General features: G+C 47.0%; 20 protein-coding genes. 10 read left to right on the top strand and 10 right to left on the bottom strand.

What is annotated here, in order from left to right; translation table 11 throughout:
* Positions 1-165: 165 nt before the first annotated feature.
* Positions 166-1,539 (bottom strand): asparagine synthetase B, encoded by a 1,374-nt coding sequence (locus IRJ16_RS11735; RefSeq protein WP_194111770.1) that lies wholly within the window; start codon positions 1,537-1,539, stop codon positions 166-168.
* Between the two features lie 205 nt (positions 1,540-1,744).
* Here IRJ16_RS11735 and IRJ16_RS11730 point away from each other — a divergent pair, with 205 nt between their 5' ends.
* From IRJ16_RS11730 to IRJ16_RS11715, 4 genes are all read left to right on the top strand, one after another.
* Positions 1,745-2,110, top strand: a complete 366-nt coding sequence (locus tag IRJ16_RS11730) for a cupin domain-containing protein (protein ID WP_290246086.1) — start codon at positions 1,745-1,747, stop codon at positions 2,108-2,110.
* A 92-nt stretch (positions 2,111-2,202) separates the two neighbouring features.
* Positions 2,203-2,688 carry a class I SAM-dependent methyltransferase gene (locus IRJ16_RS11725; protein WP_194111769.1) on the top strand — a complete coding sequence of 162 codons (486 nt, stop codon included), beginning with the start codon at positions 2,203-2,205 and terminating at the stop codon, positions 2,686-2,688.
* A 223-nt stretch (positions 2,689-2,911) separates the two neighbouring features.
* The gene (locus tag IRJ16_RS11720) at positions 2,912-4,645 is read left to right on the top strand and encodes an FAD/NAD(P)-binding protein (RefSeq protein ID WP_228080076.1); all 1,734 of its coding nucleotides are present in this window, start codon (positions 2,912-2,914) and stop codon (positions 4,643-4,645) included.
* 31 nt (positions 4,646-4,676) lie between these two features.
* Positions 4,677-5,225: a DUF1543 domain-containing protein gene (locus tag IRJ16_RS11715; protein ID WP_228080074.1), complete on the top strand. Its 549-nt coding sequence runs from the start codon at positions 4,677-4,679 to the stop codon at positions 5,223-5,225.
* Positions 5,226-5,517: 292 nt separating this feature from the next.
* Here IRJ16_RS11715 and IRJ16_RS11710 read toward each other — a convergent pair whose 3' ends face one another.
* A complete protein-coding gene (locus tag IRJ16_RS11710; protein ID WP_194111768.1) occupies positions 5,518-7,764 on the bottom strand; it encodes a sodium-translocating pyrophosphatase in 2,247 nt (748 codons plus the stop codon).
* Between the two features lie 162 nt (positions 7,765-7,926).
* Between IRJ16_RS11710 and IRJ16_RS11705 the strand changes: the two genes are divergently transcribed.
* Genes IRJ16_RS11705 through IRJ16_RS11695 form a run of 3 tightly spaced genes read left to right on the top strand, consistent with a single transcriptional unit; the run spans position 7,927 to position 11,202 of the window.
* The gene (locus tag IRJ16_RS11705) at positions 7,927-9,360 is read left to right on the top strand and encodes an APC family permease (RefSeq protein WP_194111767.1); all 1,434 of its coding nucleotides are present in this window, start codon (positions 7,927-7,929) and stop codon (positions 9,358-9,360) included.
* The gene (gene dacB / locus IRJ16_RS11700; protein ID WP_194111766.1) at positions 9,347-10,759 is read left to right on the top strand and encodes a D-alanyl-D-alanine carboxypeptidase/D-alanyl-D-alanine endopeptidase; all 1,413 of its coding nucleotides are present in this window, start codon (positions 9,347-9,349) and stop codon (positions 10,757-10,759) included. The genes IRJ16_RS11705 and dacB overlap by 14 nt, the downstream gene beginning before the upstream one ends.
* 47 nt (positions 10,760-10,806) lie before the next feature.
* The gene (locus IRJ16_RS11695) at positions 10,807-11,202 is read left to right on the top strand and encodes a hypothetical protein (RefSeq protein WP_194111765.1); all 396 of its coding nucleotides are present in this window, start codon (positions 10,807-10,809) and stop codon (positions 11,200-11,202) included.
* A gap of 55 nt (positions 11,203-11,257) precedes the next feature.
* Here the strand turns inward: IRJ16_RS11695 and IRJ16_RS11690 are convergent, their stop codons facing one another.
* Positions 11,258-13,096, bottom strand: coding sequence for a UbiD family decarboxylase (locus IRJ16_RS11690; RefSeq protein ID WP_194111764.1), 1,839 nt, complete (start codon positions 13,094-13,096; stop codon positions 11,258-11,260).
* Between the two features lie 102 nt (positions 13,097-13,198).
* On the opposite strand from IRJ16_RS11690, the gene IRJ16_RS11685 reads away from it, so the two are divergent.
* A complete protein-coding gene (locus IRJ16_RS11685; protein WP_194111763.1) occupies positions 13,199-14,038 on the top strand; it encodes a bifunctional helix-turn-helix domain-containing protein/methylated-DNA--[protein]-cysteine S-methyltransferase in 840 nt (279 codons plus the stop codon).
* Positions 14,031-14,312: an Ada metal-binding domain-containing protein gene (locus tag IRJ16_RS11680; protein WP_194111762.1), complete on the top strand. Its 282-nt coding sequence runs from the start codon at positions 14,031-14,033 to the stop codon at positions 14,310-14,312. Before IRJ16_RS11685 ends, IRJ16_RS11680 begins: the two co-directional genes overlap by 8 nt.
* Here IRJ16_RS11680 and IRJ16_RS11675 read toward each other — a convergent pair.
* Positions 14,309-14,758: a DoxX family protein gene (locus tag IRJ16_RS11675; RefSeq protein WP_194111761.1), complete on the bottom strand. Its 450-nt coding sequence runs from the start codon at positions 14,756-14,758 to the stop codon at positions 14,309-14,311. The genes IRJ16_RS11680 and IRJ16_RS11675 overlap by 4 nt on opposite strands.
* A gap of 140 nt (positions 14,759-14,898) precedes the next feature.
* On the opposite strand from IRJ16_RS11675, the gene IRJ16_RS11670 reads away from it, so the two are divergent.
* Positions 14,899-15,294, top strand: coding sequence for a VOC family protein (locus IRJ16_RS11670; RefSeq protein ID WP_194111760.1), 396 nt, complete (start codon positions 14,899-14,901; stop codon positions 15,292-15,294).
* A 169-nt stretch (positions 15,295-15,463) separates the two neighbouring features.
* On the opposite strand, the gene IRJ16_RS11665 is transcribed toward IRJ16_RS11670, so the two are convergent.
* The 6 genes from IRJ16_RS11665 to IRJ16_RS11640 all read right to left on the bottom strand — a co-directional run bounded on the left by IRJ16_RS11665 (position 15,464) and on the right by IRJ16_RS11640 (position 24,922).
* Positions 15,464-16,801, bottom strand: coding sequence for a TldD/PmbA family protein (locus IRJ16_RS11665; protein WP_194111759.1), 1,338 nt, complete (start codon positions 16,799-16,801; stop codon positions 15,464-15,466).
* Positions 16,802-16,806: 5 nt separating this feature from the next.
* Complete coding sequence (locus IRJ16_RS11660; RefSeq protein ID WP_194111758.1) at positions 16,807-18,444, bottom strand: TldD/PmbA family protein; 1,638 nt, start codon at positions 18,442-18,444, stop codon at positions 16,807-16,809.
* A gap of 62 nt (positions 18,445-18,506) precedes the next feature.
* A complete protein-coding gene (locus IRJ16_RS11655) occupies positions 18,507-20,291 on the bottom strand; it encodes a hypothetical protein (protein WP_194111757.1) in 1,785 nt (594 codons plus the stop codon).
* Positions 20,288-22,399, bottom strand: coding sequence for a DUF4175 family protein (locus IRJ16_RS11650; protein ID WP_194111756.1), 2,112 nt, complete (start codon positions 22,397-22,399; stop codon positions 20,288-20,290). Before IRJ16_RS11650 ends, IRJ16_RS11655 begins: the two co-directional genes overlap by 4 nt.
* The gene (locus IRJ16_RS11645) at positions 22,392-23,915 is read right to left on the bottom strand and encodes a BatA domain-containing protein (protein ID WP_194111755.1); all 1,524 of its coding nucleotides are present in this window, start codon (positions 23,913-23,915) and stop codon (positions 22,392-22,394) included. The genes IRJ16_RS11650 and IRJ16_RS11645 overlap by 8 nt, the downstream gene beginning before the upstream one ends.
* 137 nt (positions 23,916-24,052) lie before the next feature.
* Positions 24,053-24,922: a DUF58 domain-containing protein gene (locus IRJ16_RS11640; RefSeq protein ID WP_194111754.1), complete on the bottom strand. Its 870-nt coding sequence runs from the start codon at positions 24,920-24,922 to the stop codon at positions 24,053-24,055.
* Between the last annotated feature and the right edge of the window lie 69 nt (positions 24,923-24,991).

Raw genomic sequence — 24,991 nt, 5'->3', positions numbered from 1 at the left:
ATGTATTTCTCAAAAATAGAAATTCAAACCAGACACGCAAATCTTTTTGCTAAAATGTTTTAGTTGAGTAAGTAGGTGAAAGGTTAAAGGAGCGATGGGGCTATACGATGACAATTCACTATTTACTGATCAACGGGTAACTGGTCGCCGATCACCGACCACCGATCACGTCTTCTGTTTCTTCTTCTTAGCTGCCGGAAACAATACATTATTCAGGATCAGTCTATACCCGAGAGAATTTGGGTGCAATGAAAGATCGGTAGGTGGCTCATTGGGGCTGTGTTGATAATCTTCGGGGTCGTGGCCGCCATAAAATGTCCATTGGCCTTTGCCATATTCGCCATGGATATAGCGTGCTTCACCAACTGATCTCATTTCGCCCATGATGGTAACGCCCGGCTTTAGTTTGGTTTTATCAAAAGCGGTAGCCAGGCCTTTAAAACCTTTAACTACCCGGTCATGGTCTTGCGTTAGCATGCTTGGCACGGCATCCCACTTGGCCGAAAAATCGAATAAGGTAAAGAAGTCGCGCGATTGCTCTATGCGGCGGGTATCCGATACATCGATATCGCTAAAACGACGTGAGCGGCCCGTGACCACGTTGAAGTTTTGGAAGGCCAAGGTCTGCGTAAAATCCAGCTTGGATTGTGCATCAGGATCAGGCGGGTCGCCGTCATATACTTCATCTACAATGTCGGTATTGGCTGCGGATAAAGCAATATCAAAACTATCCGCGCCAGAACACATGGCGAAGAGGAAACCGCCATTGGTACAGAAATCACGTATCTGCCGGGCAACGTCCAGCTTCATTTTTGATACTTTTTTATAGCCTAATTTTTTGGCTAAAGCCTCCTGTGCGGGCTTACTCTCTTCGTTCTCTTCTTGCGATAAGCGATTAGTGTTGCCAACTCCGCCCCGCATGCCGACACCACCAAATTCATTGCGACCGCCAAAGCCGGGTTCAAAGCCGCCCATGCCGCCTCCGCCACGGAAGCCGCCCATTGATGCGCCCATGCCTTTGCTATATTGCCCGGTAAAATCCTCGTGGTGCAAGTGCACCCAATCAAAGTTCTTCAGGTCGCCTTTTAATACGCGCTCATCGTAAACATGTTCGTAAGGTATCTCCGCATATTTCAGCACCAGTGCAACGGCATCTTCTAAGTTGCCTTTGCTTTTTGGTGAGTACAGGGCTACTTTGGGGGCTTTCTCCAACTTGACGATATCCATATTCACCGATGGGTCATTGATCTGTGTGGTTATCTCGGCTACCTGTGCATCGGGCAAAACCTCGTAGCTGATGCCGCGGATCTTGCATTCATCCTCGATAGCCTTGCTGTAGTTGATCATGAAACTGCCGCCACGGTAATTGAGCAACCAATCTACCGTCAGGTTGTTCTTCAACACCCAAAACGCTACGCCGTATGATTTTAAGTGATCTTTTTGCCTGTCATCCATCGGTATTAAGATGGAGGCCGCTCTTACGGTCAGCGATAGTAACAGCACCGCAACGGTGATCAAATATTTCAAAGGCGGTTTCATGTATATCAAATATAACAAACAAAAAGCTAAGCTTTTATAATGCGTGTAACAATATAAAAGCACAAGTAAAATAACCTTAATTTTATACATCCAACAATTTAAAAATGGGGACGTTTAGCAGGTATGGACAAACTCAATAAAAACGGCAACTATTATTGCCCCTGGGGCGGGGCAAAGTATTTCGGTAGGCGGCGGTACTTACCGGGTGATCATTAGCGGGCGCGATACGGGTGGCGAATATGCCTTGATAGAAATGCTGGTGCCTCCCGGTTGCGGCCCTGGTCCGCATGCTCATGCCGATGTGCAGGAATCTTTTTATATTGTAGATGGCGAGGTAGAATTTACAACCGAGCAAGGTACTTATGTTGCAAAAGCAGGTACGTTCGTCAACATCCCCAAAGGTGGTTTGGTGCATTTTTTCAAGAACAGGTCCAACACGCTGGTACATTTACTTTGCACCGTGATGCCGGCGGGGATGGAAGATTTCTTTTTAGAGGTCGGTCAGCCTGTCGAGGCTGGGCATTTCCTGCCACCTCCGGTAATGGATGCCGAAGCAACGAAAATTTGGTGACGGTCGGTGAACGATATGGCCAACAGTTTTTTCCGCCAAACTATTTAGATAAATAAACTATCAGATGGATAAGTAAAATAAAACGCTCCATTATGGATCCCCAAAAAGTAATTGCTTGTTACAACGCCACCGCTAAAGAGTATGCCAAAGGTTTGTATAACGAATTAGCGGGCAAACCCTTTGACCGGATGCTGCTACGCCAATTTGCAAATGAAAATGCTGCAAAAGGACCAATGCTGGATCTGGGTTGCGGACCGGGACAAACCATTCGGTTCTTAGCGGACAATGGTATGGCCGATATTTTAGGCACCGATCTTTCTAACGAGATAATCGCTGTAGCCGGCAACTTGAACCCGGATATCAAATTTGAAACGGCCGATATGTTGGCCCTGCCATTTGCGGACAGCTCGTTCGGTTCGGTGGTGGCATTTTATGCAATCGTTCATTTTGATATGGCCCAATTGTCTATCGCTTTTCAAAAGATCGATCGTGTGCTTAGGCCGGGTGGTCATTTCTTATTATCGTTCCATATCGGCGACGAAATTTTTCATCGCGATGAATTTTTGGTAAGTCGGTAGATATCGATTTCACATTTTTCCCGACAAATAAAGTGGTCGATGCATTAAAAGCGTCCGGCTTTAAAATGGTTGAAACGATAGAACGCTATCCGTATGAAGGGACGGAGCATCCAACAAAAAGAGCTTATCTGTGGGCCGAGAAACGCTAACGATATTTTGACCCGATATTTAATTAGTAGTGAAACAATTTAAGCTTATTATTAATTATAGCTATCGAGAATAATTGATCGACCTGAATAAATTGGAACAAAAACTACGCATTGCTTTATTAGGCGGAGGGCCGAGTGCCCTCTTCATGTTCAAAAAACTGTTGGAAAGTGGTCAGACGGATATAGCCGTCACCATTTTCGAGAAAGGTAAACAGTTAGGCTCGGGTATGCCTTATAGTAAGATCGGTGCTAATCCCGAACATATTACAAATGTATCCGGCAATGAGATACCGGAGCTGATCACCTCTGTGGAACAATGGATAGAGACCGCACCAAAAAATGTGCTTGATCAATTCGATATCACCCTACAAAAATATAACGACTATAAAGTGCTGCCCCGATTACTGTTCGGACATTACCTTACAGAGCAGTTCCGTCTGCTATGTGAGCGAGCCGATAGGGCAGGGTTGGAGTATCTTATCAGTTACGAAAGCGAGGTTACCGATATTGTCGATAAACCGGATAGGTCCACTACGATAGTCGAAATAAATAATGGCGAACAAATCCCTTTTGATAAAGTAGTAGTTTGCATTGGCCACACCTGGGCTAAAAAGCATGAGGGCAAAATATCGGGATACTTTGATTCGCCTTATCCGCCAAGTAAACTGGCAATGAAATTAGATCATCCGGTAGCAATTAGGGGTGCGTCGCTTACTGCAATTGATGCTGTAAGGACATTTGCGCGTTCAAACGGAAAGTTTATTGAAAGCGCTGATGGTAAACTGTCTTACCAGATCGATCCCGATAGCGCTAATTTTAAAATGGTTATGCATGCGCGCAGCGGTCTGCTGCCAGCTGTCAGGTTCCATTTAAAAGATCCTCATCTATCTGCCGATGATACGTTGACCAAAGAGGATATGCAAAACTATAGCTCAGAGCATGGAGGCTTGCTGTCGCTCGATCATCTTTTTGAAGAAAACTTTAAAGCCGGCATCCGTAAAAATGACCCTGAGTTTTACGAACGTATCCGCGGTATGAATATGGAAGAGTTTGTGACCGAAATGATGGAAGTAAGGGAACAAGTAGACCCGTTCAACCTTTTTGAAGCTGAATATATGGAGGCAGAGAAGTCGATCCAGCGTAGAGAATCTGTTTACTGGAAGGAAATGTTGGCCATCTTAAGTTATAGTTTAAATTATCCTGCCAAATATTTGCCTGCGGAGGATATGCAGCGACTTAAAAAAACACTTATGCCGCTCATCTCTATAGTGATCGCTTTTGTTCCTCAAAGTTCGTGCGAGCAGCTGCTGGCGCTGCACAAGGCGGGTTTACTTGAAATGGTTTCCGTTGGGGATGACAGCTTTGTTGAACCTAATGAAGCCGGAGGTGCACTTTATCATTATACCGATGATGATGGTAAACAGCAGATCAAGCACTATCAAACGTATGTTGATTGTGTCGGCCAGCCACACATGTCATATACAGATGTTCCCTTTAAAGGTCTTTTGGATGGTAGGTCGATAAGTCCGGCTCGGGTACGATTCAAAAGCAACTCCATCGGCAAGGAACAACAAGACGGTGGCAATGAAGATGTACAGCAAGGCAGCGATGGTAATTATTATTTGAACGTACCCGGTATTGCCATCAATGATAACTTTCAGGTGCTGGATAGTTATGGTGCCTATAACCCACGTATTTATATGATGGCTGTACCCTACATCGGTGGTTTCAATCCGGATTACTCCGGGCTTGATTTTTGCGACACAGCATCGGATGCGATAATCAAAACGATATTAAATGATGACTGATCAGCAAAATATACTTCATCTTAAACTCTATATGCTGCTTTTAGGCTCCAAAGCACCGGGCAGGCATGTTGAACAACACGATTACTTTTTCGGCATCGCCGCAGATCTGAAAGATATGGTACCGGCCCTGAAAAGATTTTGGCGTGGTACCAGCGCAAACCTGCATATAGACGGGTGGCGCGAAGTGACAAGCGTTGATGGCTATTCGGTAAGGGTGATCTTGAAAGAGGATGTGCCAGTATTGCCGCCGGAGAAGCTGTTCTTCGTCAATTTGGGCGGTTACCAGGAAGGTAAATTAGAGGAGCAGCATTACGTGGTGCTGACGGTGCAAGCTGATAGGGGACAAGCGATCCAAGAGGCTAAGCGTTCGGTCTTTTTTAAGACCAACACCATCAAAGGGATGAAAGGCGCTAATGCTCACATCGATGATAAATATGGTATAGACGTGGATGATATTTACAACATCGAAGACATGCTTACCGCCGAGCAAAAAGAGAAATACCACATTTTGATCACACCGCAGGCTGACCTGCCTGAGGATGAGGTGCATTTAGGATACTTTAGGTTGGATAAGTTGTAAGGATGTAGGTGTATACGGTCGAGTGTATACACCCATATACACCATATACACTTGAGTGTGCTCTGTAAATCAATGTGTTATGGAGTCTGCATTTCGCCTGAACAGGACTTTATGAAATGAGCACGACCAAATTCGTTTATTCTACAAATTACGGTTCAGATAAAAAATGAAGGGATGCTGAAAAACATCCCTTCATTTTAAATTATGGTTGTCGTGGTGAGCCCGTCGAACCACAGTTGCAGGTCCTCACGCACAAGTCTTCGACAAGCTCAGACTGACATGGTTTTTATCTTTACAACGCCTTTTTATCTACCTTTATGACCTGCGTAACAACAGGTTTCTTATTCATTTCCTGTTGCAAACGTGCACTGTTATTTACTAAAGAGTGATTCAAATGCGGCGCGATAACTAACGAAACGATAGACATCAACTTGATCAAAATATTCATAGACGGACCTGAGGTATCTTTGAAAGGATCACCTACGGTATCACCGGTAACAGATGCTTTATGCGGTTCAGATTTTTTGTAGTAGATCTCGCCGTTGATCTCGCAACCTTTCTCGAAAGATTTTTTAGCGTTATCCCAGGCACCACCGGCGTTGCTTTGGAATATACCCATCAACACGCCCGATACGGTAACACCGGCCAACAGACCGCCCAATACCTCGGGACCGAATGCGAAACCGATAATGATCGGGGTGATCAGCGCGATCAGACCCGGGGCCACCATCTCGCGGATAGAAGCTTGGGTAGATATAGCCACGCATTTTTCGTACTCAGGCTTAGCTTTGTACTCCATAATGCCCGGTATCTCGCGGAACTGACGACGAACTTCTTCTACCATCGCCATCGCGGCGCGACCAACGGCCGAGATACAAAGCGCCGAGAAGATAAAAGGTATCATACCACCAATGAACAGACCGGCTAACACGTCGGCTTTATAAATATCGATATGCTCGATACCGGCTACGCCCACAAAGGCAGCAAATAAAGCTAAAGAGGTCAACGCTGCAGAAGCGATCGCGAAGCCTTTACCTGTAGCGGCTGTAGTGTTACCCACAGCATCCAGGTTGTCGGTACGGTGACGCACTTCCTCAGGCAATTGGCTCATCTCGGCAATACCACCGGCGTTATCAGCGATCGGGCCAAAAGCATCAATAGCTAATTGCATAGCGGTGGTCGCCATCATACCTGCGGCAGCGATAGATACACCATAAAGGCCTGCAAAGTGATAAGAACCGTAGATACCCGCTGCCAACACGATGATCGGCAATACGGTCGATTCCATACCCACGGCTAAACCGCCGATGATGTTAGTGGCGTGACCTGTTGATGATTGGCGTATAATGCTCAACACCGGGCGTTTACCCATGGCGGTGTAGTATTCAGTGATGATAGACATCAATGTACCTACAACAAGGCCCACGATGATCGCGGCGTAAACACCTGACTTGGTGTATTCGGCAACGCCGTCTTTTAAGGTAGCAGTTCCCGGGATCAGATCACGGGTCAGGTGTAATGGTCCGTCGGGCAGCATCCAGTTCACTACAAAATAAGTGGCGATAGCGGTGAATACAATGGATGACCAATTACCGATATTTAGCGCTTTTTGTACGCTGTCATCCTCGTTCTTGATCTTCACCAAGGCTGCACCAACGATAGAAAATATCAAACCCAATCCGGCGATCACCATCGGCAACAACACCGGGGCAATGCCGCCAAATTTATCATTAGAAACGATCTCGCGACCTAATACCATCGTAGCTAACATGGTAGCCACATAAGAACCGAAAAGGTCGGCACCCATACCGGCTACGTCGCCTACGTTATCGCCTACGTTATCGGCAATGGTGGCAGGGTTACGCACGTCATCTTCGGGGATACCTGCTTCAACCTTACCAACAAGGTCAGCACCTACGTCGGCCGCTTTGGTGTAGATACCGCCGCCTACGCGGGCAAATAGCGCGATAGACTCAGCACCTAAAGAGAAACCCGCTAAAACGTCTAAAGCTTTAGCCATTTGGTCGCCATTAACATCGCCGCCTACGCTCTTTACATACATCGTATAAAAAACAATGAACAGAGAACCCAGGCCAATGATCGCTAAGCCGGCAACGCCAAGGCCCATCACGGTACCACCCGTAAACGAAACTTTTAGTGCCTGCGCTAAACTGGTACGCGCTGCTTGCGTAGTGCGTATGTTTGATTTTGTAGCGATGCGCATACCCAAATAACCCGCAAAGGCCGAAAGGAAAGCACCGATCAGGAAAGAAACGCCAATAAGCGGGCTCGAATTGGTCACCGTAGTGCCCGAGTAAGCCAATAACAAGCCTGCAACTACCACAAAGTAGCTCAGGATCTTCCACTCCGCACGCAAGAAAGCCATTGCCCCATCTGCAATGTATCCCGCTAACTGGTTCATGTTAGCATCGCCGGTAGGCTGTTTGGTAACCCAGGCCGATTTTACCGCCATCACAAGGATACCTATCAGCCCAAAAACAGGAATAAGATAAATAAGGTACTCGTTCAAAAGATCCATAGTTAATAATTAGTGTTTATAAAATTGGTTGGTTCGCCAAAGGACAGGCGATAAATGTAAATTTAGGTGTTACAAGCAAATAACCAAATTTAATTTTACAGCCACAGGCTCTGCATTTATAGAAATTTTAGATAGCTTAGAGCATTAAACCAAACTTAGTAAATGCAACAAAAAGAAGAAGCGCCAAAGCTTAAGGCATCGCTTGGCTTGTTAGATGGTACCATGCTCGTGGCCGGATCCATGATCGGTTCGGGTATATTCATCGTCAGTGCCGATATCATCCGCAACGTAGGCTCATCGGGCTGGTTAATAGCCGTGTGGGTGATCACCGGATTTATGACCCTGACCGCCGCCGTAAGCTACGGTGAACTAAGCGCGATGTTCCCCAAAGCAGGCGGGCAGTATGTTTACCTAAAAGAATCGTACAACAAACTGATCGCTTTTTTATATGGTTGGAGTTTCTTCGCGGTGATACAGACGGGCACTATTGCAGCCGTGGGGGTGGCATTCTCTAAGTTTTTGGCTTATTTATATCACCCTGTAAGCGAAGACAACATTTTATTCAGCACCATGATCGGTGGCTATAATTTTAAGCTTAATGCCGCGCAGCTGGTTTCTATCGCATTGATCATTGTACTTACCTACATCAATACAAAAGGTGTAAAAGGCGGCAAGATCATTCAAACCACTTTCACGCTGACCAAACTGGTAAGTTTATTTGGCTTGATTGCTTTCGGTTTTATTATGATGAAGCCCGACGTTTGGCAAGCCAACTGGACCAACGCCTGGGACATACACAGTTTAGCTAAAGACGGTACCGTTACCCAACTGACCATGGCGGCGGCTTTAGGTGCGATAGCGGCATCTATGGTAGGCTCTATATTCAGCAGTGATGCCTGGAATAACGTGACCTTTATAGCTGGTGAGATGCGCAACCCGCAACGCAACATTGGCTTAAGTTTGTTTTTAGGTACGATGATCGTGACCATCATCTACGTATCGGCCAACTTTATGTACACTGCCGTACTGCCATTACACGATATTGCCACAGCAGAGAAGGACCGCGTTGCGGTAGCAGCCTCGACGGTAATATTTGGCAACGTGGGTACGGTGATCATCGCCTTGATGATCATGGTGTCGACCTTTGGTTGTAATAATGGTTTGATCCTTTCGGGCGCACGTGTTTATTATACCATGGCTAAGGATGGTCTGTTCTTTAAAAAGACCGCCGACCTGAACAAGAATGCCGTGCCTGAATTTGGCCTGTGGATACAATGCGTCGTTGCGTCTATCCTATGCCTGAGCGGCAAATACGGCGACCTGCTGGACATGATATCTTTTGTGGTGGTGATATTCTACGTGTTGACCATCGTCGGCATTTACATCTTACGCGTTAAACGCCCTGATGCGGAGCGACCTTACAAAGCCTTCGGTTACCCGGTATTGCCGGCCATCTACATTATTATGGGCCTTACCTTTTGCGGTCTGTTATTAAAATACAAACCCGAATATACCTGGCCGGGCTTCATTATCGTTTTGATAGGTGTACCTATCTATTATTTTGCTAAACGTAACATTGCCGATGAAGCTGAATAAGCTATTATTACTTGGTTCTCTTTTTATAACAATAAGCGCATCTGCCCAAGATCTGCAACAAAAGCTGAAGACCGCTTTTGACAGATTGCAGCAAGATAGCCAATGCCGCTATGCTTCGGTATCGCTAACGGTTATGGACGCAAAGACCGGAGAATTAGTATTTGCCGCTAACCCCGATATGGGCTTAGCCACAGCGTCGACATTAAAAACATTGACCTCGGCCACGGCTTTCTATTTGCTGGGTAAGGATTTTCAATATCAAACCCAGATAGGTTATTCGGGAACGATCAGTGCAGATGGCATCCTCAACGGCGATATCATTATCAAAGGTGGTGGCGACCCGACCTTAGGCAGTTGGCGTTGGGAAACGACCAAAGAACGCAATGTTTTGGCTACAATGGCATCAGCCATACAAAAAGCAGGTATCAAAAAGATCAGCGGAAGAGTTATTGGCGATGCCTCGATATTCGGTACGCAAAGTATCCCCGAAGGTTGGATATGGCAAGATATCGGCAACTATTACGGCGCAGGTACATCGGGCCTATCCTGGCGGGAAAATCAGTTCGACGTGAAGTTGCGGACGGGCCCATCGGGCAGTTTGATCGGTGTGAACAGTACTGTTCCCGCTATGCCATATTATCAATTTAAAAGCGAATTGGCCAATGCACCTGCAGGTACCGGCGATAAGGCTTATGGCTTTTTGCCTGTCGGTAGTCAGACATTTTACTTACGTGGCACTTACGCCACTGATCAGTCAAAGAAGAGCATATCATTAGCTCTACCTGATGCGGCTTACGATGCAGCATTTCGTTTGGCGGATACGTTGAAACGTTTGGGTATTACGGTTTCGGGGAACGTTGAATCAGCCTCGGGCTTAGCCGAAAAAGGACAGTCGACGCCGGTGATCGCGCAGCCTTTGGCTACTATTACATCGCCTACCCTGAGCAAGATCATTTATTGGCTCAACCAAAAAAGCGTTAACCTGTATGCAGAGCAGCTGATCAAGACCATTGCCTGGAAAGCGGGTAAACCCGTAACTACCGCCAACGGCGTAAGCGTTTTGAAAGACTTTTGGAAGGACAAAGGCATCGACCCTAATGCCTTAAATATTGTTGACGGCAGCGGCCTATCCCCCGGTGATCGGGTCACCACGCAAACCCTTGCCCGTATTTTAAAGACCGTTAAAACGGAATCTTGGTTTGGCGATTATTTCGAGAGCTTACCCACCTATAACGGTATGAAGATGAAAAGCGGGACCATTAACGATGGCCTGTCCTACGCAGGTTATCAAACCAAAGGCGGACGGGAATTGAGTTTTGCTATCATTGTAAATAATTACAGCGGTTCGACCAGCGGGATGAGGCAAAAATTGTTCAGAGTATTGGATGAGTTGAAGTAATAGTGATCAGTGAACGGTTGACCGGTGATCAGGAAGAAAATATCTATATGAAAAGGATCTCTATTTTATTGTTGGCTATAGTAGCCCTTGGAGCTTGCCAAACTAAAGTTAAATCACCGGGTGAGGATGTTTCATCCATCACCATAAAATACACCGAACTGGATAGGCCGACCATGTTCAGGATAGCTTGCGACCGTTTCGATAAATATTTTCCGAAACCTTATACACTAAACGTAGTCAGCAAGCCTGCTATCGACAGTGTAATGGCTGTGTTGAACACGCTTGAAAGAATGGAAGATGAAGAACCGGATGTTCGGGCCAAAATATTGATCACCGATAAAAGCAATAAGACCGATACGGTTTGCGTGGGTGTAGCCTCGTTACGATACAAACAGGCTACCTATAAAACGCCCGAGAAATTGTTAGTGATGATACATCAATAAGTCTTAAGTTCGAAGTCAAAAGTCATAAGTAAAAAAACTACTTGAGACTTTTGACTTAAATCATCCCCGCCAACGGGCCACCCTTAACGCCCAGTGCATCCACTCTTTTCTCAGCCGCCGGGTCCTTTTCCAATACCGGCGCATGATGCGGTTTGATACGGGCATCAATGATCATTGGGCCTTTGCAGCCCCAGTGTTTATGCTCGGTGAAGCTGTTGATGCCATGGATATCGTGCGATGGGTTACTGCGGGTAAAAGCTACCCACACCAAATTGCTGATATTTTCGGCAGTGAAATAGGCGTCATCACAAAGTACGATCAATGGAAGACCTTGCAGATCCTTGTTTTTTAAATGATCGTTCAGGACGGCTATTTGCTTTTCGGTATCAGCCTCGGTGGTAAATTTGGGACCTTGTATCGACAACACACCCGGCATGGCTAATTTAAATCCTGGGAAGATATTGGGTAAGGTGAAATTAGATGGCATCTGCCTGAACAGTTCACGTTTGATATCGCCTGCTACAGTGATTGCTACTTTACTGCCCGAGTTCAATCCATTGCCGCTGTAGTCCAGCGTATCAATGGTGGTACGGGTATGGAAGTGCAGGTCACGGGTAAGATCCACACGCTCCAGGATATGTTTCAAAAAGCCTTCAATATTATGGATATCCAAACTTGGGTCATCCTCCTGTGCGGCGATGAACAGGTATTTGGCTAAGCTTAGTTGATTTTTACCAAAGATGTGATTGGCGATAGTTAATATCTCCTGAGGTTTGCGCTCTTTAATATATGGTGTGTAACGCTCGCTACCGATAGCGAATAGTAATGGATGCACACCTGCTTCGTCAACCGCGTTAACGGCTTTTAAGCCTGGTATCTCCTGTGGCAAGGCAGAACCTGTTATCTCATGGATCAGCGCGCCAAAGCTGGTATCTTCCTGCGGTGGCCGGCCAACCACGGTGAACGACCATATCGCGTCCTTTTTGTGGTAAACGTTGTGCACCTTCATCAACGGGAAAGGGTGCGTTAAACTATAGTAACCCAAGTGATCACCAAAAGGCCCTTCGGGTTTATTTTGATGCGGATATACCGTGCCGGTTATCACAAAATCGGCATCAGCTGAGATGCAGAAACCTTCGGCATCGTAAAAATATCTGAACCTGCGGTTGCCTAAAGCCCCGGCAAAGGTCATTTCTGAAAGGCCTTCGGGCAGCGGCATTACAGCTGAGACCGGGTGCGATGGTGGCCCGCCGACGAATATGCTCACCTTTAAGGGTTGCCCCTTGGCATTGGCTTTGGTTTGATGCACGCCGATACCACGATGAAGCTGATAATGCAGACCGATCTCGTCGTTCAGCAAATATTCGTTACCCGCTAATTGGATACGGTACATGCCTAAGTTAGCGTTCATAACGCCGGGCTTATCCATATCCTCGCTATACACCTGGGGCATGGTCACAAATGGACCGCCATCCATAGGCCAGTTAACGATCTGCGGCAACTCGCTGATCTGCGTTTTGCCAAAGCTGATAGGTGCGTTCTTGCCCACCTTCATCGGCAAGGCCGAGAACGCCGTCAAGCCGGTGTTCAGATATTTAAAAGGCTGTTTGATCGCCTTCATCGGGTCCGACTTAATGTCGACCAGTGTTTTGATCTTATCCAGCGTATCCCTGAAAATGAATTTGGAGCGATCCAGCGTACCGAACAGGTTGGATACCGCCGGGAATTTACTGCCCTTCACGTTCTCGAACAAGATCGCCGGTCCCTGATGTTCGTAAACACGCAGGTGGATAGCCGCCATTTCTAAATGAGGGTCCACCTCTTGCTTAATGCGGACCAGATGGCCATTTTTTTCGAGATCGGTAATGCAGGACTGTAAGCTGGAATAACCCATTGTAGACAGAGAATTTCCCAAAAATACTCAAAAATAGATAGCAAGTTTCGGGTTTCATCGCTTTTGCTTCGCAGTAATTTTGTTTTATTAATTTACACAACGATGGGAACACAAGAAGCCATAGACTATCAACGCATAGCCGAAGCGATCACATATCTGAAACAGAACTTCAAAGCGCAACCCAACTTAGACGAGGTGGCCGAAAAGGTGAATGTAAGTCCTTACCATTTTCAGCGGATGTTCACCGATTGGGCGGGGATCAGCCCAAAGAAGTTCTTACAATACCTCAGCATTGAGCATGCCCGCCAAATGCTAAAAGAGAACCGCGCCACCCTTGCCGATGCCGCCTATCATACCGGTTTATCGGGCACCGGTAGATTGCACGACCTGTTCATGAACATTGAGGGTATGACACCTGCCGAGTACAAGAATGGCGGTCAGTCGTTACAGATCAATTACAGCTTTGCCGATACACCATTTGGCGAAGTACTGATCGCGTCGACAGATAAAGGTGTTTGTTATATGGCTTTTGTGGATGACAGACAGCAGGCATTTAAAGAATTACAGGAACAATTTTCTAATGCTAATTATCGCGAGGCATCAGACGATATTCAACAAGATGCTTTGAGCATTTTCACAGAAGATATCAAACCCGATCAGATCAAACTGCATCTAAAAGGTACACCATTCCAGATCAAAGTTTGGGAGGCCTTATTACGTATCCCGTCGGGAGGGTTGGCTGATTATGGCAGCATCGCCCAAAGTATCCAAACGCCAAAAGCATCAAGGGCGGTAGGTAGTGCTATAGGCAGTAATCCGGTCTGCTTTTTGATCCCATGCCACAGGGTGATCCGAGCCACCGGGGAATTTGGTCAATACCATTGGGGGCCTGAACGTAAAACAGCCATGATCGGTTGGGAAGCAGCTAAAGTAAATGGTTAAGCACGTTAGCTTGGGAGATACAGACTTTGTCCGGACAAGTGCTTTAGCCAAATTAATCTTGACCAGTCAAATCAGGTTTGGTGGCAATAGCAAGTTAATGATCTATGGCAGGCTGGATTGCCGATCGAGTAAACGAATGAAGGTTAGCAACAGGGTGTTCTTTAAAGACGGGAACGAAGCATTGTCGTTTGGCTATCGACCCTGTGGGCATTGTATGCTGGACGCTTACAAAACGTGGAAACGTATGCAAGTTGTTCCCCCCGTTAAGGGTTAGGGGGCTATCGCGAAGTACCAAACCCACCAAATAAACAAAACTTGTAAAGGTATTCTGAACCAAAGATAATTCAACCCGTCACCCTCGTAGTTGGCTTTTTCCAGGTTGACCTTTTTTGTTGCAGCATAGATATTTGCCGGGGTGAGCAGGATAAAGAATACGATCAGCAACTTGCCAGTCATTTGATAAAGGCTGGTGAGCAGACCGACAGCGGCTGCTATCTCGATCACTCCCGTCGCCCATATCATTGGTTTTTTAAATGGAATAACAGGCGGCAACATCATGGCCATACCATCGGCAAATTTAAAGTGCCCCATAGCTGTAAACTGCAGCATAACAGCCATTGCGATGCGGCCGCTCAGCATCAGATCTACATGACCGACCGTGAAAAATGTCACGGCGCATGCGATCCCGAAAACGACAAAAAGTACTATTAGTGGTTTCATAACTACCTGTTTACACAAAGATAACCACCTCGCATAGTTGCATAACAAAATACCGACGAATGGTGATAATAACCTGCTTATTTGTTGTTTAGACCGGATGATATCTCTAACTTCGGGGAAACCGATCAATCAATATTATCATGACATTTGACAACGCTATCAGCTGGTTCGAGATCCCTGCTACGGATATCGACCGCGCACAAAAATTTTATGAAGCTATCTTCGGTATCGAAATGGCAAAAATGGACATGGACGGCTACAAAATGAGGATGTTTCCCATTAATGACCCCATGACCGGCATCGGCGGCGCACTATGCGAAGCAAGCGAGTTTCACGGCCCTTCGGACAAAGGCGTGCTGATCTACCTGAATGCCAACCCGGATATCCAAGCTATTATCGATCGCATCGAATCTGCTGGTGGTCAGGTGATAGTCCCTAAAACATTGATCGCCCCTGAGTATGGTACCATGGCAGTTTTTATGGATACCGAAGGAAACCGCATTGGTTTGCATTCGATAGAGGGTGTGGTGATGTAGGCTTCGCTGTCATTATGCCTTCGGCGTCATTGGGGCATTGCGCTTCGCTGCCATTGGTCTTGTGCGGAAAGGTAAAAGAAAAGAGGTGTTCCGAAAACGATCGGAACACCTCTTTTACTAATGACCCAATGAAAGCGAAGCGAATGACGCCGTCAGGCAAATGACTCGACTAAACCGCGTCGCTCAGCGATGTAAAGTTGAACTCGCGGATCTTCATTGGCGGGATCATGTAGCTGCGGTAGCTTTCTACGCTGATGGCGCGCTCGGGTTTACCCAAGGCTTCCACATTGTTCAGCATGATGATCGGGCTTTCGTTAAAACGGAAATTCTTTACCGGGGCTTTGATCTTACCATTCTCGATCAGGAATGTACCGTCACGTGTAAGGCCGGTAAGCATTAGTGATTGCTGATCCACCATACGGATATACCAAAGGCGCGAAACCAGGATACCACGCTCGGTACTTGCGATCATTTCTTCGAGCGTGCTGTTGCCGCCTTCCATAATGATATTGCTTGGACCCGGCACCGGTTTAACGCCTTTTTGCTGTGCCCAGTAACGGGAGTAGCTGAGGTTTTTCAGTATGCCTTTTTCTATCCAATAGGTTTTTTCTAATGGCAAGCCATCGCCGCTCCAGGTGCCGCTTGGCAGATCAGGGTTAAAAGGGTCGGAGTAGATCGATACTTTTTCATCCACCAATTGATCACCCAAACGGGTAGCACCTTTAACACCTTTTTTACTCAGGAAACTACGGCCTTCTTCGGCACTCCTTGCGTCAAAACGGAACATGTTCTCCAACATATAAGCTCCTGCGGTCGGCTCCAATATCACGGTATATTTACCCGGTTCGATAGCTTTAGCGTTTTTAGACGCGTTGGCTTTTATGGTAGCGATCTTGGTCGCGCCGTAGGTATCCAGCTTTTTAATGTCGGTAAAACCGCGTGCGGCATAGCCCGATATGCTGCCTGCATCATCGCGGGTAGTGACAGAGAAAGTAACGCCCGACGACTTGTTATAAGCGAACAAGCCTTTATTGTTCATGGTCGCGCTAAAGCCTGATGAGTTCTCTAAGAAGCCTGCTTGTACCAAACCCGCTTCTTTGGTCGCCTTCATACTTTGAGCGATCAGGTCGGCACGGGTGTCCGGTGTCATGGCGGCGGTGTCTGCATTAAAAGTTATAGAATCCTTGAATGTTGCAGGGCCCAATGGTGGCATGTGCTCCGGGTTCTCGGGAGCAAGTTGAGCTAATTCTTCCGAGCGGCGAACAACTTTCTCTAACGATGCATCATCAAACTCGTTAATACTTGCAGATCCCGTCTTTTTGCCAAAGGTCGAGCTTACCGATAAACTGGTGGTATCGGTCTCGCCTGCAGTGGAAACCGCGTTAAGCGCCGTACGGATATTACCGCCGATGCTGCCGCCTACAAATACTTCACACTCGTCGGCTTTGGAGTAACTAAGCACTTTCTTTAATAAAGCTTGTGCTTCTTCTTTCGTTAATATGGCCATGGTTATTACCCGATCTTCTTTTTAGTGTTTATAACATTTACCCCATTAAAACGTGCGGTAGACGAACCGTGCGACACGGCGCTCACCTGCTGCGGCTGACCTTTACCATCAGAGAACGATCCGCCTAAACGGTAATCCTTTTCATCGCAAACGCCTGTGCACGAGTTCCAGAACTCGCGGGTGTTGGCCTGGTAAGCCACATCATTCACCTGACCAACGATCTTGCCGTTCTTGATCTCGTAAAACAGCTGACCGCCAAATTGGAAGTTATAGCGCTGCTGATCGATAGAGAACGAACCGTTATTAACAATGAAAATACCTTTCTCTACATTCTTGATCATGTCATCAGGCGACATTGGCGTTTTGCCCGGTTTTAACGATACGTTAGGCATCCTTTGGAACTGCACCGAATCCCAACCGTCGGCATAGCAGCAACCTTGCGAGGCGGATAGCCCCATCACCTTAGCCTGATCGCGGGTAGCTTGCAGGCCAACCAAAATACCATCTTTAATGATCTCCCACTCGCCGCATTTTACGCCTTCATCATCGTAACCTACCGCGCCTAAGGACCCTTTTTGTAACTTATCGGCATGGATATTCACATGTTCGCTGCCGTATTTGAACGTGCCTGACTTTACCTTATCCAGCGATACAAAGCTGGTGCCGGCAAAATTAGCCTCGTAACCCAGCACGCGGTCAAGTTCAGTAGGGTGACCTACAGACTCGTGAATGGTCAACCATAAGTGAGACGGGTCTAAAACCAGGTCATATTTACCCGGCTCAACCGACTTCGACTTTAATTTTTCGCCAACATTGCGAGTTGCCTGGGCAATGTCTTCCAAGATATCGTAACGCTGTTTATAGCGGGTAACGATGCCTTTTACTTTTTCGGATTCCGAAGGTGTCAGGTATTCAAAGCCTAATCCCATCGGGGATGACAGCGCCGATTGCGTTTGGAACTCGCCTGTGGTCGGGTCACTTTTGGTGACGCTGAAGTTAGGCGATATACGATGGATATCCTGATCGATGTATGAGCCGTCCGTCGACGCGAAATATTTTTGCTCGTTGATCGTAGAGATACCCGAGTTGACAAAGTTAGCGCCGCCTTTCATCGCGATGGCATTGGCTGCCAATAGCAGTTCAACTTTCTCTTTGATAGGCACCTCGAAGGCGTTCTTTTCTATCGGTGCTTTCCAGCTAACCTCGCCATAGCCTTTTTGCGGGGCCAGATCCACAGGTTTACCGCCGATCTTGGCATTGGCTTTAGCAACTGCAACGGCACGGGCGGCCGTTTTAGCCATGCCGTCCTTAGTTACATCATTGGTAGCCGCAAAACCCCAGCAACCATTGGCAATCACACGGATGCCGACGCCGAATGATTCGCTGTTAGATACGTTCTGCACGCGCTGCTCGCGGGTAGAAACGTTCTGCGATAAGTAACGGCCGATGCGTACGTCGGCATAACTTGCGCCCAGGGTTTTGGCACTGTTAAGGGCAATGTCGGCCAGCATTTTTTTTGTCTTGATGTCTATCGGATCCAGCAATTGCTGCGGGTCGATAGACCTGCCAAAGGCCGAGAGGTCGGGCAGCATCATAGCGCTTGCACCGAGGCCCGATAGGAAAATGAAATCTCTGCGTTTCAAAGTTAGTCCTCCTTTTTAATGATATGAGTTAGTTTGTGTTCAGTTTTGTGATGATGTGTCGGCTACGAGCTAAAGAATTTGCTTTCTGCCCATAAAAAGGTAGCCGCCACTAAAAATAGGATAAAAAACCAGATCTTGGATATCGGTATCTTGGTTTTTACGTTCACTTGGTGAGAACCGCCGATAGTCGCCTTATTTTGGTCGACAAATTTTTGCGTCGCCGCGATTCTTTGCGCCGCTACGATGCTTTTCCAGCTTGCTTTAGGCCATGCATACCACCAAAAGGGTGTGCCGTTTTCGGGCTTGATTTGCTGCCATCCGGCATGCTCAGGCCAATAAATAAAACTTTGACGGAACGGCATCGATGCATCCTGCGCAGCGTAAACCCGATCTTGGTTAATGACAACGCCGTTCGCTGGAAATTGCCCTTCGTACGTGATGCTCACTTGCTGCCCCGGCATTGGTATGCGAGTGTCTACCTGCCAGGTTTTGTTTAGTGGCAACTTGCGCAATGCCTCGTCCAGCAAAGCCGACCATATGTTAGCATAGTCTACTTTATTACCTGATAGTGCCCAGGTGTAGGTATCGTTCAGCGTTGTAAATATTAGCCTGCCTGAACCACTCAATACTGATGCCGTCAAAGCCTTCCCCTGGTCGTCGGTAACCAAAGCGCGACTGTGATTTTTTAGACCGATGCGATCAGGGGCGATGTTGAGTTTAGCCGTTCTCATTGAGCCTGCTATCGCCAACACCGATGGTTTTAAAGGAGCATTCCCTGATCTGATCAGCGGAAAGCTTCTTTGTAACCAGCCATTTTTTTTATCCATGCTATCCGACCTGATGATCAGCCCTAGTCCTTTTTGCGATATCTCATTTTGCAAATAATTGCTTTCAGCGGTGGATAGGCTGCTTACGCTCGATAGGTCGCTAATTACAGCATCAAACTTGGATAACATCGACGGAGATAATTTCGACAGATCAGCCTGATCCACATTCACAAAGTCCTGCCCGAATTTGCCTTTGCTGATATCGGTGCGCGACGCGACGCCGTAGCCTTTGGATGTCAGCCAGTCTTTGAGGAACTTAACCTCAAAATCAGGCGAGGATGATAGCATCATCACTTTGATAGGTTGAGCAGGTTCGATATAAACAGGGATGTTTTGGCTTTCGACCGTATCTCGTCCATCCATCACCGTCAATTTGTAAACAGCTTTGCTGGCATGCTTTGGAGTAGTTTTTAATGCGAACGACGTATTGGTGCCGGGTTTTATCGTCGTCGAATCCAAATGGGTATTCAGTCCATCAAGATAAAGCTGATATGGCTTGTCAGTAGTGTTTTTATAAATGCCTTGCACAATAAAAGCTCGCCCGGTCTTTAACTCGGTGCTCCAATTTGCAGTAATAAAGCCATCAGGAATAGGAGAAGGTAAAAAGCTTAACAAATTGCCTTTTAATTCATTTAACGATGTTGCATCAAAGCCATAACCCAATATTTTGACAGGGGACAAATGTGTGCTATCAGTTGCAAGGTCACTCGCTGTCGTTACCAATTTTGCTTTGGGATATTGTTGATGAACGGCAGGATCTGTTGTGAAAATACTATCATAACTTGCTAGACTGTCCTTATTGAACCCTTCGGTCAGCAAGATCTTGGGCTTGCCGTTCGCTTTGACAGCCGCAGTATATTTAAACGGGTATATCAACCCCAGCAGACCAACAAATGCCAACATCACAACAACTATCCTTAAGACTAAATACTGCTTGTTCGCCCTGCGGTATTCAAAGTAAATGGCTATCAGCACCATCACTCCACACACCACCAAAACCGTATTATCCCAATTCATCATCTGTTGCGTTTTAGGTTTTGATAATACGTTTTGGATAAGCCCATGTCGGGAGAATTACTGTTGCTTTGTGGCGTGACTGGAACTTTTGGCAATACCTTTTGAATAGCATTTTCTACCAATTCAACATCTGCCAAAGTCGGTTTTGTGGTCGACAATATCCTATTCATCGCGCTGATTGCTTTAAGATAGATGCCGGGTTGCGCCGCCGCCCTCGCGCTTAGTTGTTGTTTGGCTAATTGCAGAATGTGTTTATCGGTAATCGCATAGCTTCCGTTTAGCTTTACTTGCTCTAAGATCTGTACAGCTTGTTTGAGGTCCGCATATTGATCGATCGCAGGTTTCAGTATTTGATGATCAGATGGCTGCTCTACTTTGCTCAGGTCGCCGCTTAGGCGTTTCTCCATTTTTAGTGGCGTTGGTTTATAGGTGGTCTTTGCCACATAGGCACGAGATTTTTGTTGCAGGTCTTTCAACAAACGCAATGCCTTGTACTCAAAAGGTAAAGCATCTTGCGGTTTGTACATACGTAGATGCAGTTCGGCCCGCCACATTTCGTTGAGGGTAGCTTTTAGCGCGACTTTGGTAGATGGGTCCAGATACCCGGCATCCTCGGCATTATCATGCTTGTCGGTCATCGCGTCCAAGATCATCTTGCCGTTGCTGAAGTTCTCGGGTTTGGAGAGCTCATCGTTTTCGGGCGGCCCGCCAACGTCAGACTCATCTTCTTCCCCTAAAAATCTGCCATAGCGCAACCGCAATAGTTTTTGATCAGCCCCGATATTGCCTGATGTTGTATTGAAGCGTTCGCGGCTCATCGTATCCTTGTCACGCAGTAACTTTTCGGTATCCATAATGATCTGCCGCTGACTACGGAAATACTCGGGCTTCACATCCGAGCCGTTCACGATACCATCCATGCTCAGCAATGCAGCGGTGTCCTGAATGTTAACGGCATAAACTTCCGTACGGCTTTTTTGCTGATGGTTATCTTTGGCTTCGATGTAAAAATATAGTTCATCACCGGGCTCCATATTCAGTTTAGGCAGATCAAAAATGTGCTGCAATTGTGACGACCTGCCGCTTGCACCGAATGGAATACTGTAGTCCTTAAATTTAACTCCCTCGCCGCTGCCTTTGGCTACCGTGGCGTGGATCAGAGCTGATGACAGGCCGTAGTCGTCATTTAACGCTGCAATAAGGTTAATGAGCGGTTTCTCACCCGCGTCGATATAAGTATATTGTTTTGGTGTTTTGATATGGATAACGGGCGGCGCGTCTTTAATGGTCTCTATCTGGTAAAGGTCGGACAGTTTGCCGTCGATAGCTATCTGATAAAAGCCGGGCTTGTTGATCGCTCTCGATCCGGTCCAGCTTTTCCAGTCAGCATCCGGCTTTAAGTTGATCAGCTCCTTATCGTTAAATATCAGGGTCAGCTTGGATACTTCAATATTGGTTTTGATGCTCCAACTTACCGTCGAGCCTTCCTCGACCCGTATCGTAAATTTATCTTGCGAATAGCTCGCCTTGCCGGTATACGCGGGCGGATGGATGGTCAGCTTAAGCGAAGAGATCTCCGGCAATACCTTTTCGGGCTTAATGTCTTTTACAGGGCGCAGGATATTATCGCCTGTAACAGTCTTTACCACAACCACCTTATCTGCCAATTTTATAGCACAAACTACGGCTATCAGTACCGCCAAAGCGATCCATAACTCCCTTAAAAAGGCCTTATGCCACGATGATATACGGCTAAGTTCAGGCCCGATCTTGTCGATCTGCAGGCGTTGTAGCAAGGTCATTTCTTCAGGATTGCGAAACATCAGGCCTGTACTTTCTTCTAAAGCGGGATATTGCCTGTCCAGAAAAGATAATACGGTGGCTAAGCTCAACTTCCATGGCTTAAACATCATCAGGAAACAGGCCAAACTCATCACCAAGATCATGACCGGCAGCAACGGTGCGAATAGGTGTCGTCCGTAGATCACAAAATTGATCAGCAAGATCAGCAAAGCGGTAGCTATGCCTAATAGCACAGCGGCTGCAGTTCGGGCAAGTATCCAATTGCGCCGTAAGCTTTTGATCTTATGTATGCCGGTGTGCTCAATCATTTGTCGGTATGCGGTTATTTCGCGTGGATAGCCAACGTTCGGCCATAAATGTGATCGCCAAGGCTACCCATAGATAGTTGTTTAGGGGGCTGTCGGCGGTGTTCGGGCCGCCTGCTTTGGGCGCGTTATTAGTAAATATTGGTTGTATCTGCGCTTCGGCCAAAGCCCGGCGTTCATGGGTGCTTGCCTTAGTTTTAATGTTATCGGTCAGCCCCATTATCCATTTAGGGAACTCTTCGCTCCAAACCAGGTCGCTCCATTGCGGGTTAAAGCGTGACCGGAAGTGATAGACGTTTGTCGTACCCATCTCTTTAGTCAATATCGCATTGCCGTAACTATCGGTCCAAATTGGTTCGCCTTTTAATGAGCTTGCTATCCTGCGATGCAAGCGTATCGTTGTTTCACCTTGTGGAGCAAGGCCACTGTTATGGTCGCTCAACCTGCTTTCATCGACCAAGATCTTGCCTGTATCATACTTGAAAACGTTTTTATGCTGACGGTTGTCCGCGCCAATAGGTTTGTCGCTCAACCAAAATAGCCAGTCCTGTTCGGGCGGGATGGCCTGTGGACGATCGTACATCCTGATCATGGTCTTTTGTTGGGTCAACTGTGCAACAGCCTGCAGTGCCGAGCGCAGGTAATTGGCGTCTTGCTTGTCATCTGCGTAAATAGCCACATATTTATACGCGGTATCTACCGTTATCTCCACCTCTGGGTCACTCTTAAGACTGATATAAGGTTCACCAGGCGCACCAACTCCGGTAATATATTTGGTACTTACAGCGCCGATGGCGGCATTATCATATTCAAAAGCTGTACCGGTCGAGTTAGCAGTGCCTTTGATCAAACGGATATCACCTGCCTGGGTCAGCCATGCACCGGCTATCCAAGCGGCGGCATCAGGCGGAGCGGCTCCGTGCTCGTTCCTGTATATCGGCGTATAACTGTTCCAGTTGATGTAGTGCGAGGTTGTTGGTCTTTCGCCCTCAAAATGGCTTATCGCGTTTGGTGTAAATATCTGCAACCGCAGAGTTCTGTTAACTTTGAATTGCACTTGTTTTAATACCGTCCAATAGTTCATATCATCTGTCCATCCGGTGCCACCGGTTTTTAAGTCCTTTTGCAGATCGATCATTTTGAGGTCAGCCCTAAAATAACGGGGCTCATAGCCGGCTTTGATCAACGAGTCTATTTTGGGCTGAAAAGTTCGGTAGGTCTCTGTCAAATTAGCCCCGGGTATCAAGATCAAACCCTTGATGATACCAGCTTCTGATCTTTGCTTCCATACCGGCCCGGTAAATAGCAAGACGATCAACGCTAACAAAAAGCAACGCAAGGCTAACAGCAAGATATCCGTCAACTTAAAACTTCGACTGCTTTTAGGCGACGACTCCTTAAACAAGCTAATGCTCCCCACTTTTAGCGTCCGCCCCGGGCGGATGTTCCATAAATGGATCACCACCGGGATGCCGATAGCAGCCAGCGCGAAAAGCCAAAGCGGAGAAGCTAAAAGCATAAGCCCCCCAGCCCCCTAAAGGGGGAGTTTATAAAGCCTCCCGACCCACTAAAGGTGAAGGCAAGGAGTGCGATATGTTTAAACTTTTTTATCATTTTTAATAAGTGTTCCCCCTTTAGGGGGTTAGGGGGGCCTGGTCAGATGGCATTTCGTTGTTTCAAAAAGTCCCTCAACGCTTTATCCAGCGGTTCGGAGGTATCTATCAGCGTATGGGCGATGTGCTTACTCAATAATTCCATGCGGATGTTGGCCAGGTACTGCTGCAAATTCTCTTTATAAGCTTTTGTCGTTGCCGGGCTTACTTCGATGGTCGCGCCGGTCTCCAGATCCTCTAAGGTTGATGCACCATTAAAGTCTAAAGTCAGTTCGTTATGACCCATTAGTTGAAAAACGATCACTTCGTGCCTGAGGGCTGCCAGCTGATCCAATAGTTTGCTGATCTCGCCGTTCTCCTGATACATATCGGTTATAAAGACCAACAGTTCCCGTCGACCTGCGCCTACAAATAGTTCTTTGTATCCCATCGGTTGGGTAAACTTGCCCGAGGGGTGGATCTGCTCTAACTGATAATAGAATCGCTTTAAATGCTGCGGATCAGGTCGTGAGGCCAGCGAGAACAGCCCGCCATCCTGAAATACATAAAGCCCCACCGCGTCGCCCTGTAGGTTAGCCAGATAAGCCAGCGAGGCCGCCATGGTACGTGCATAGTCTATCTTAACGATGCCGTTATCATCATGCGCCATGCTCGCGCTCGCGTCTATCAAAAAGCGTACGGAGATACTGGTCTCCACCTCAGATTCGCGGATGTAATACCTGTCCGACCGGGCGAACATCCGCCAATCCAACCACCTCAGGTCATCGCCGGGTTGATAACTGCGATACTGACTGAACTCCAGACCGGGCCCCTTAACGGTGCTTTTGTTAAAGCCGTTCATAAAACCATCCACTACGGTTTTGGCCAATAAGGGGAGGTCTTTAATGGAAAGGAGGACTTTGGGGTCTAACATGCTCAGTGATTAGAGATTAGTTGATCAGAGATTAGGGGGTGCTAACGTTATTCTGCACATGCGCACTCC

It is taken from the genome of Mucilaginibacter myungsuensis, assembly GCF_015222005.1.
GTDB classification, from domain to species: domain Bacteria; phylum Bacteroidota; class Bacteroidia; order Sphingobacteriales; family Sphingobacteriaceae; genus Mucilaginibacter; species Mucilaginibacter myungsuensis.
This window is presented reverse-complemented; position numbering and strand designations above follow the sequence as displayed.

Bases quoted from the DNA above. Each gene is read 5' to 3' on its own strand.
- IRJ16_RS11735 (WP_194111770.1), bottom strand. From the start codon at position 1,539: ATGAAACCGCCTTTGAAATATTTGATCACCGTTGCGGTGCTGTTACTA.
- IRJ16_RS11725 (WP_194111769.1), top strand. From the start codon at position 2,203: ATGGATCCCCAAAAAGTAATTGCTTGTTACAACGCCACCGCTAAAGAG.
- IRJ16_RS11715 (WP_228080074.1), top strand. From the start codon at position 4,677: ATGCTGCTTTTAGGCTCCAAAGCACCGGGCAGGCATGTTGAACAACAC.
- IRJ16_RS11710 (WP_194111768.1), bottom strand. From the start codon at position 7,764: ATGGATCTTTTGAACGAGTACCTTATTTATCTTATTCCTGTTTTTGGG.
- IRJ16_RS11705 (WP_194111767.1), top strand. From the start codon at position 7,927: ATGCAACAAAAAGAAGAAGCGCCAAAGCTTAAGGCATCGCTTGGCTTG.
- dacB (WP_194111766.1), top strand. From the start codon at position 9,347: ATGAAGCTGAATAAGCTATTATTACTTGGTTCTCTTTTTATAACAATA.
- IRJ16_RS11695 (WP_194111765.1), top strand. From the start codon at position 10,807: ATGAAAAGGATCTCTATTTTATTGTTGGCTATAGTAGCCCTTGGAGCT.
- IRJ16_RS11690 (WP_194111764.1), bottom strand. From the start codon at position 13,096: ATGGGTTATTCCAGCTTACAGTCCTGCATTACCGATCTCGAAAAAAAT.
- IRJ16_RS11685 (WP_194111763.1), top strand. From the start codon at position 13,199: ATGGGAACACAAGAAGCCATAGACTATCAACGCATAGCCGAAGCGATC.
- IRJ16_RS11680 (WP_194111762.1), top strand. From the start codon at position 14,031: ATGGTTAAGCACGTTAGCTTGGGAGATACAGACTTTGTCCGGACAAGT.
- IRJ16_RS11675 (WP_194111761.1), bottom strand. From the start codon at position 14,758: ATGAAACCACTAATAGTACTTTTTGTCGTTTTCGGGATCGCATGCGCC.
- IRJ16_RS11670 (WP_194111760.1), top strand. From the start codon at position 14,899: ATGACATTTGACAACGCTATCAGCTGGTTCGAGATCCCTGCTACGGAT.
- IRJ16_RS11665 (WP_194111759.1), bottom strand. From the start codon at position 16,801: ATGGCCATATTAACGAAAGAAGAAGCACAAGCTTTATTAAAGAAAGTG.
- IRJ16_RS11655 (WP_194111757.1), bottom strand. From the start codon at position 20,291: ATGATGAATTGGGATAATACGGTTTTGGTGGTGTGTGGAGTGATGGTG.
- IRJ16_RS11650 (WP_194111756.1), bottom strand. From the start codon at position 22,399: ATGATTGAGCACACCGGCATACATAAGATCAAAAGCTTACGGCGCAAT.
- IRJ16_RS11645 (WP_194111755.1), bottom strand. From the start codon at position 23,915: ATGCTTTTAGCTTCTCCGCTTTGGCTTTTCGCGCTGGCTGCTATCGGC.
- IRJ16_RS11640 (WP_194111754.1), bottom strand. From the start codon at position 24,922: ATGTTAGACCCCAAAGTCCTCCTTTCCATTAAAGACCTCCCCTTATTG.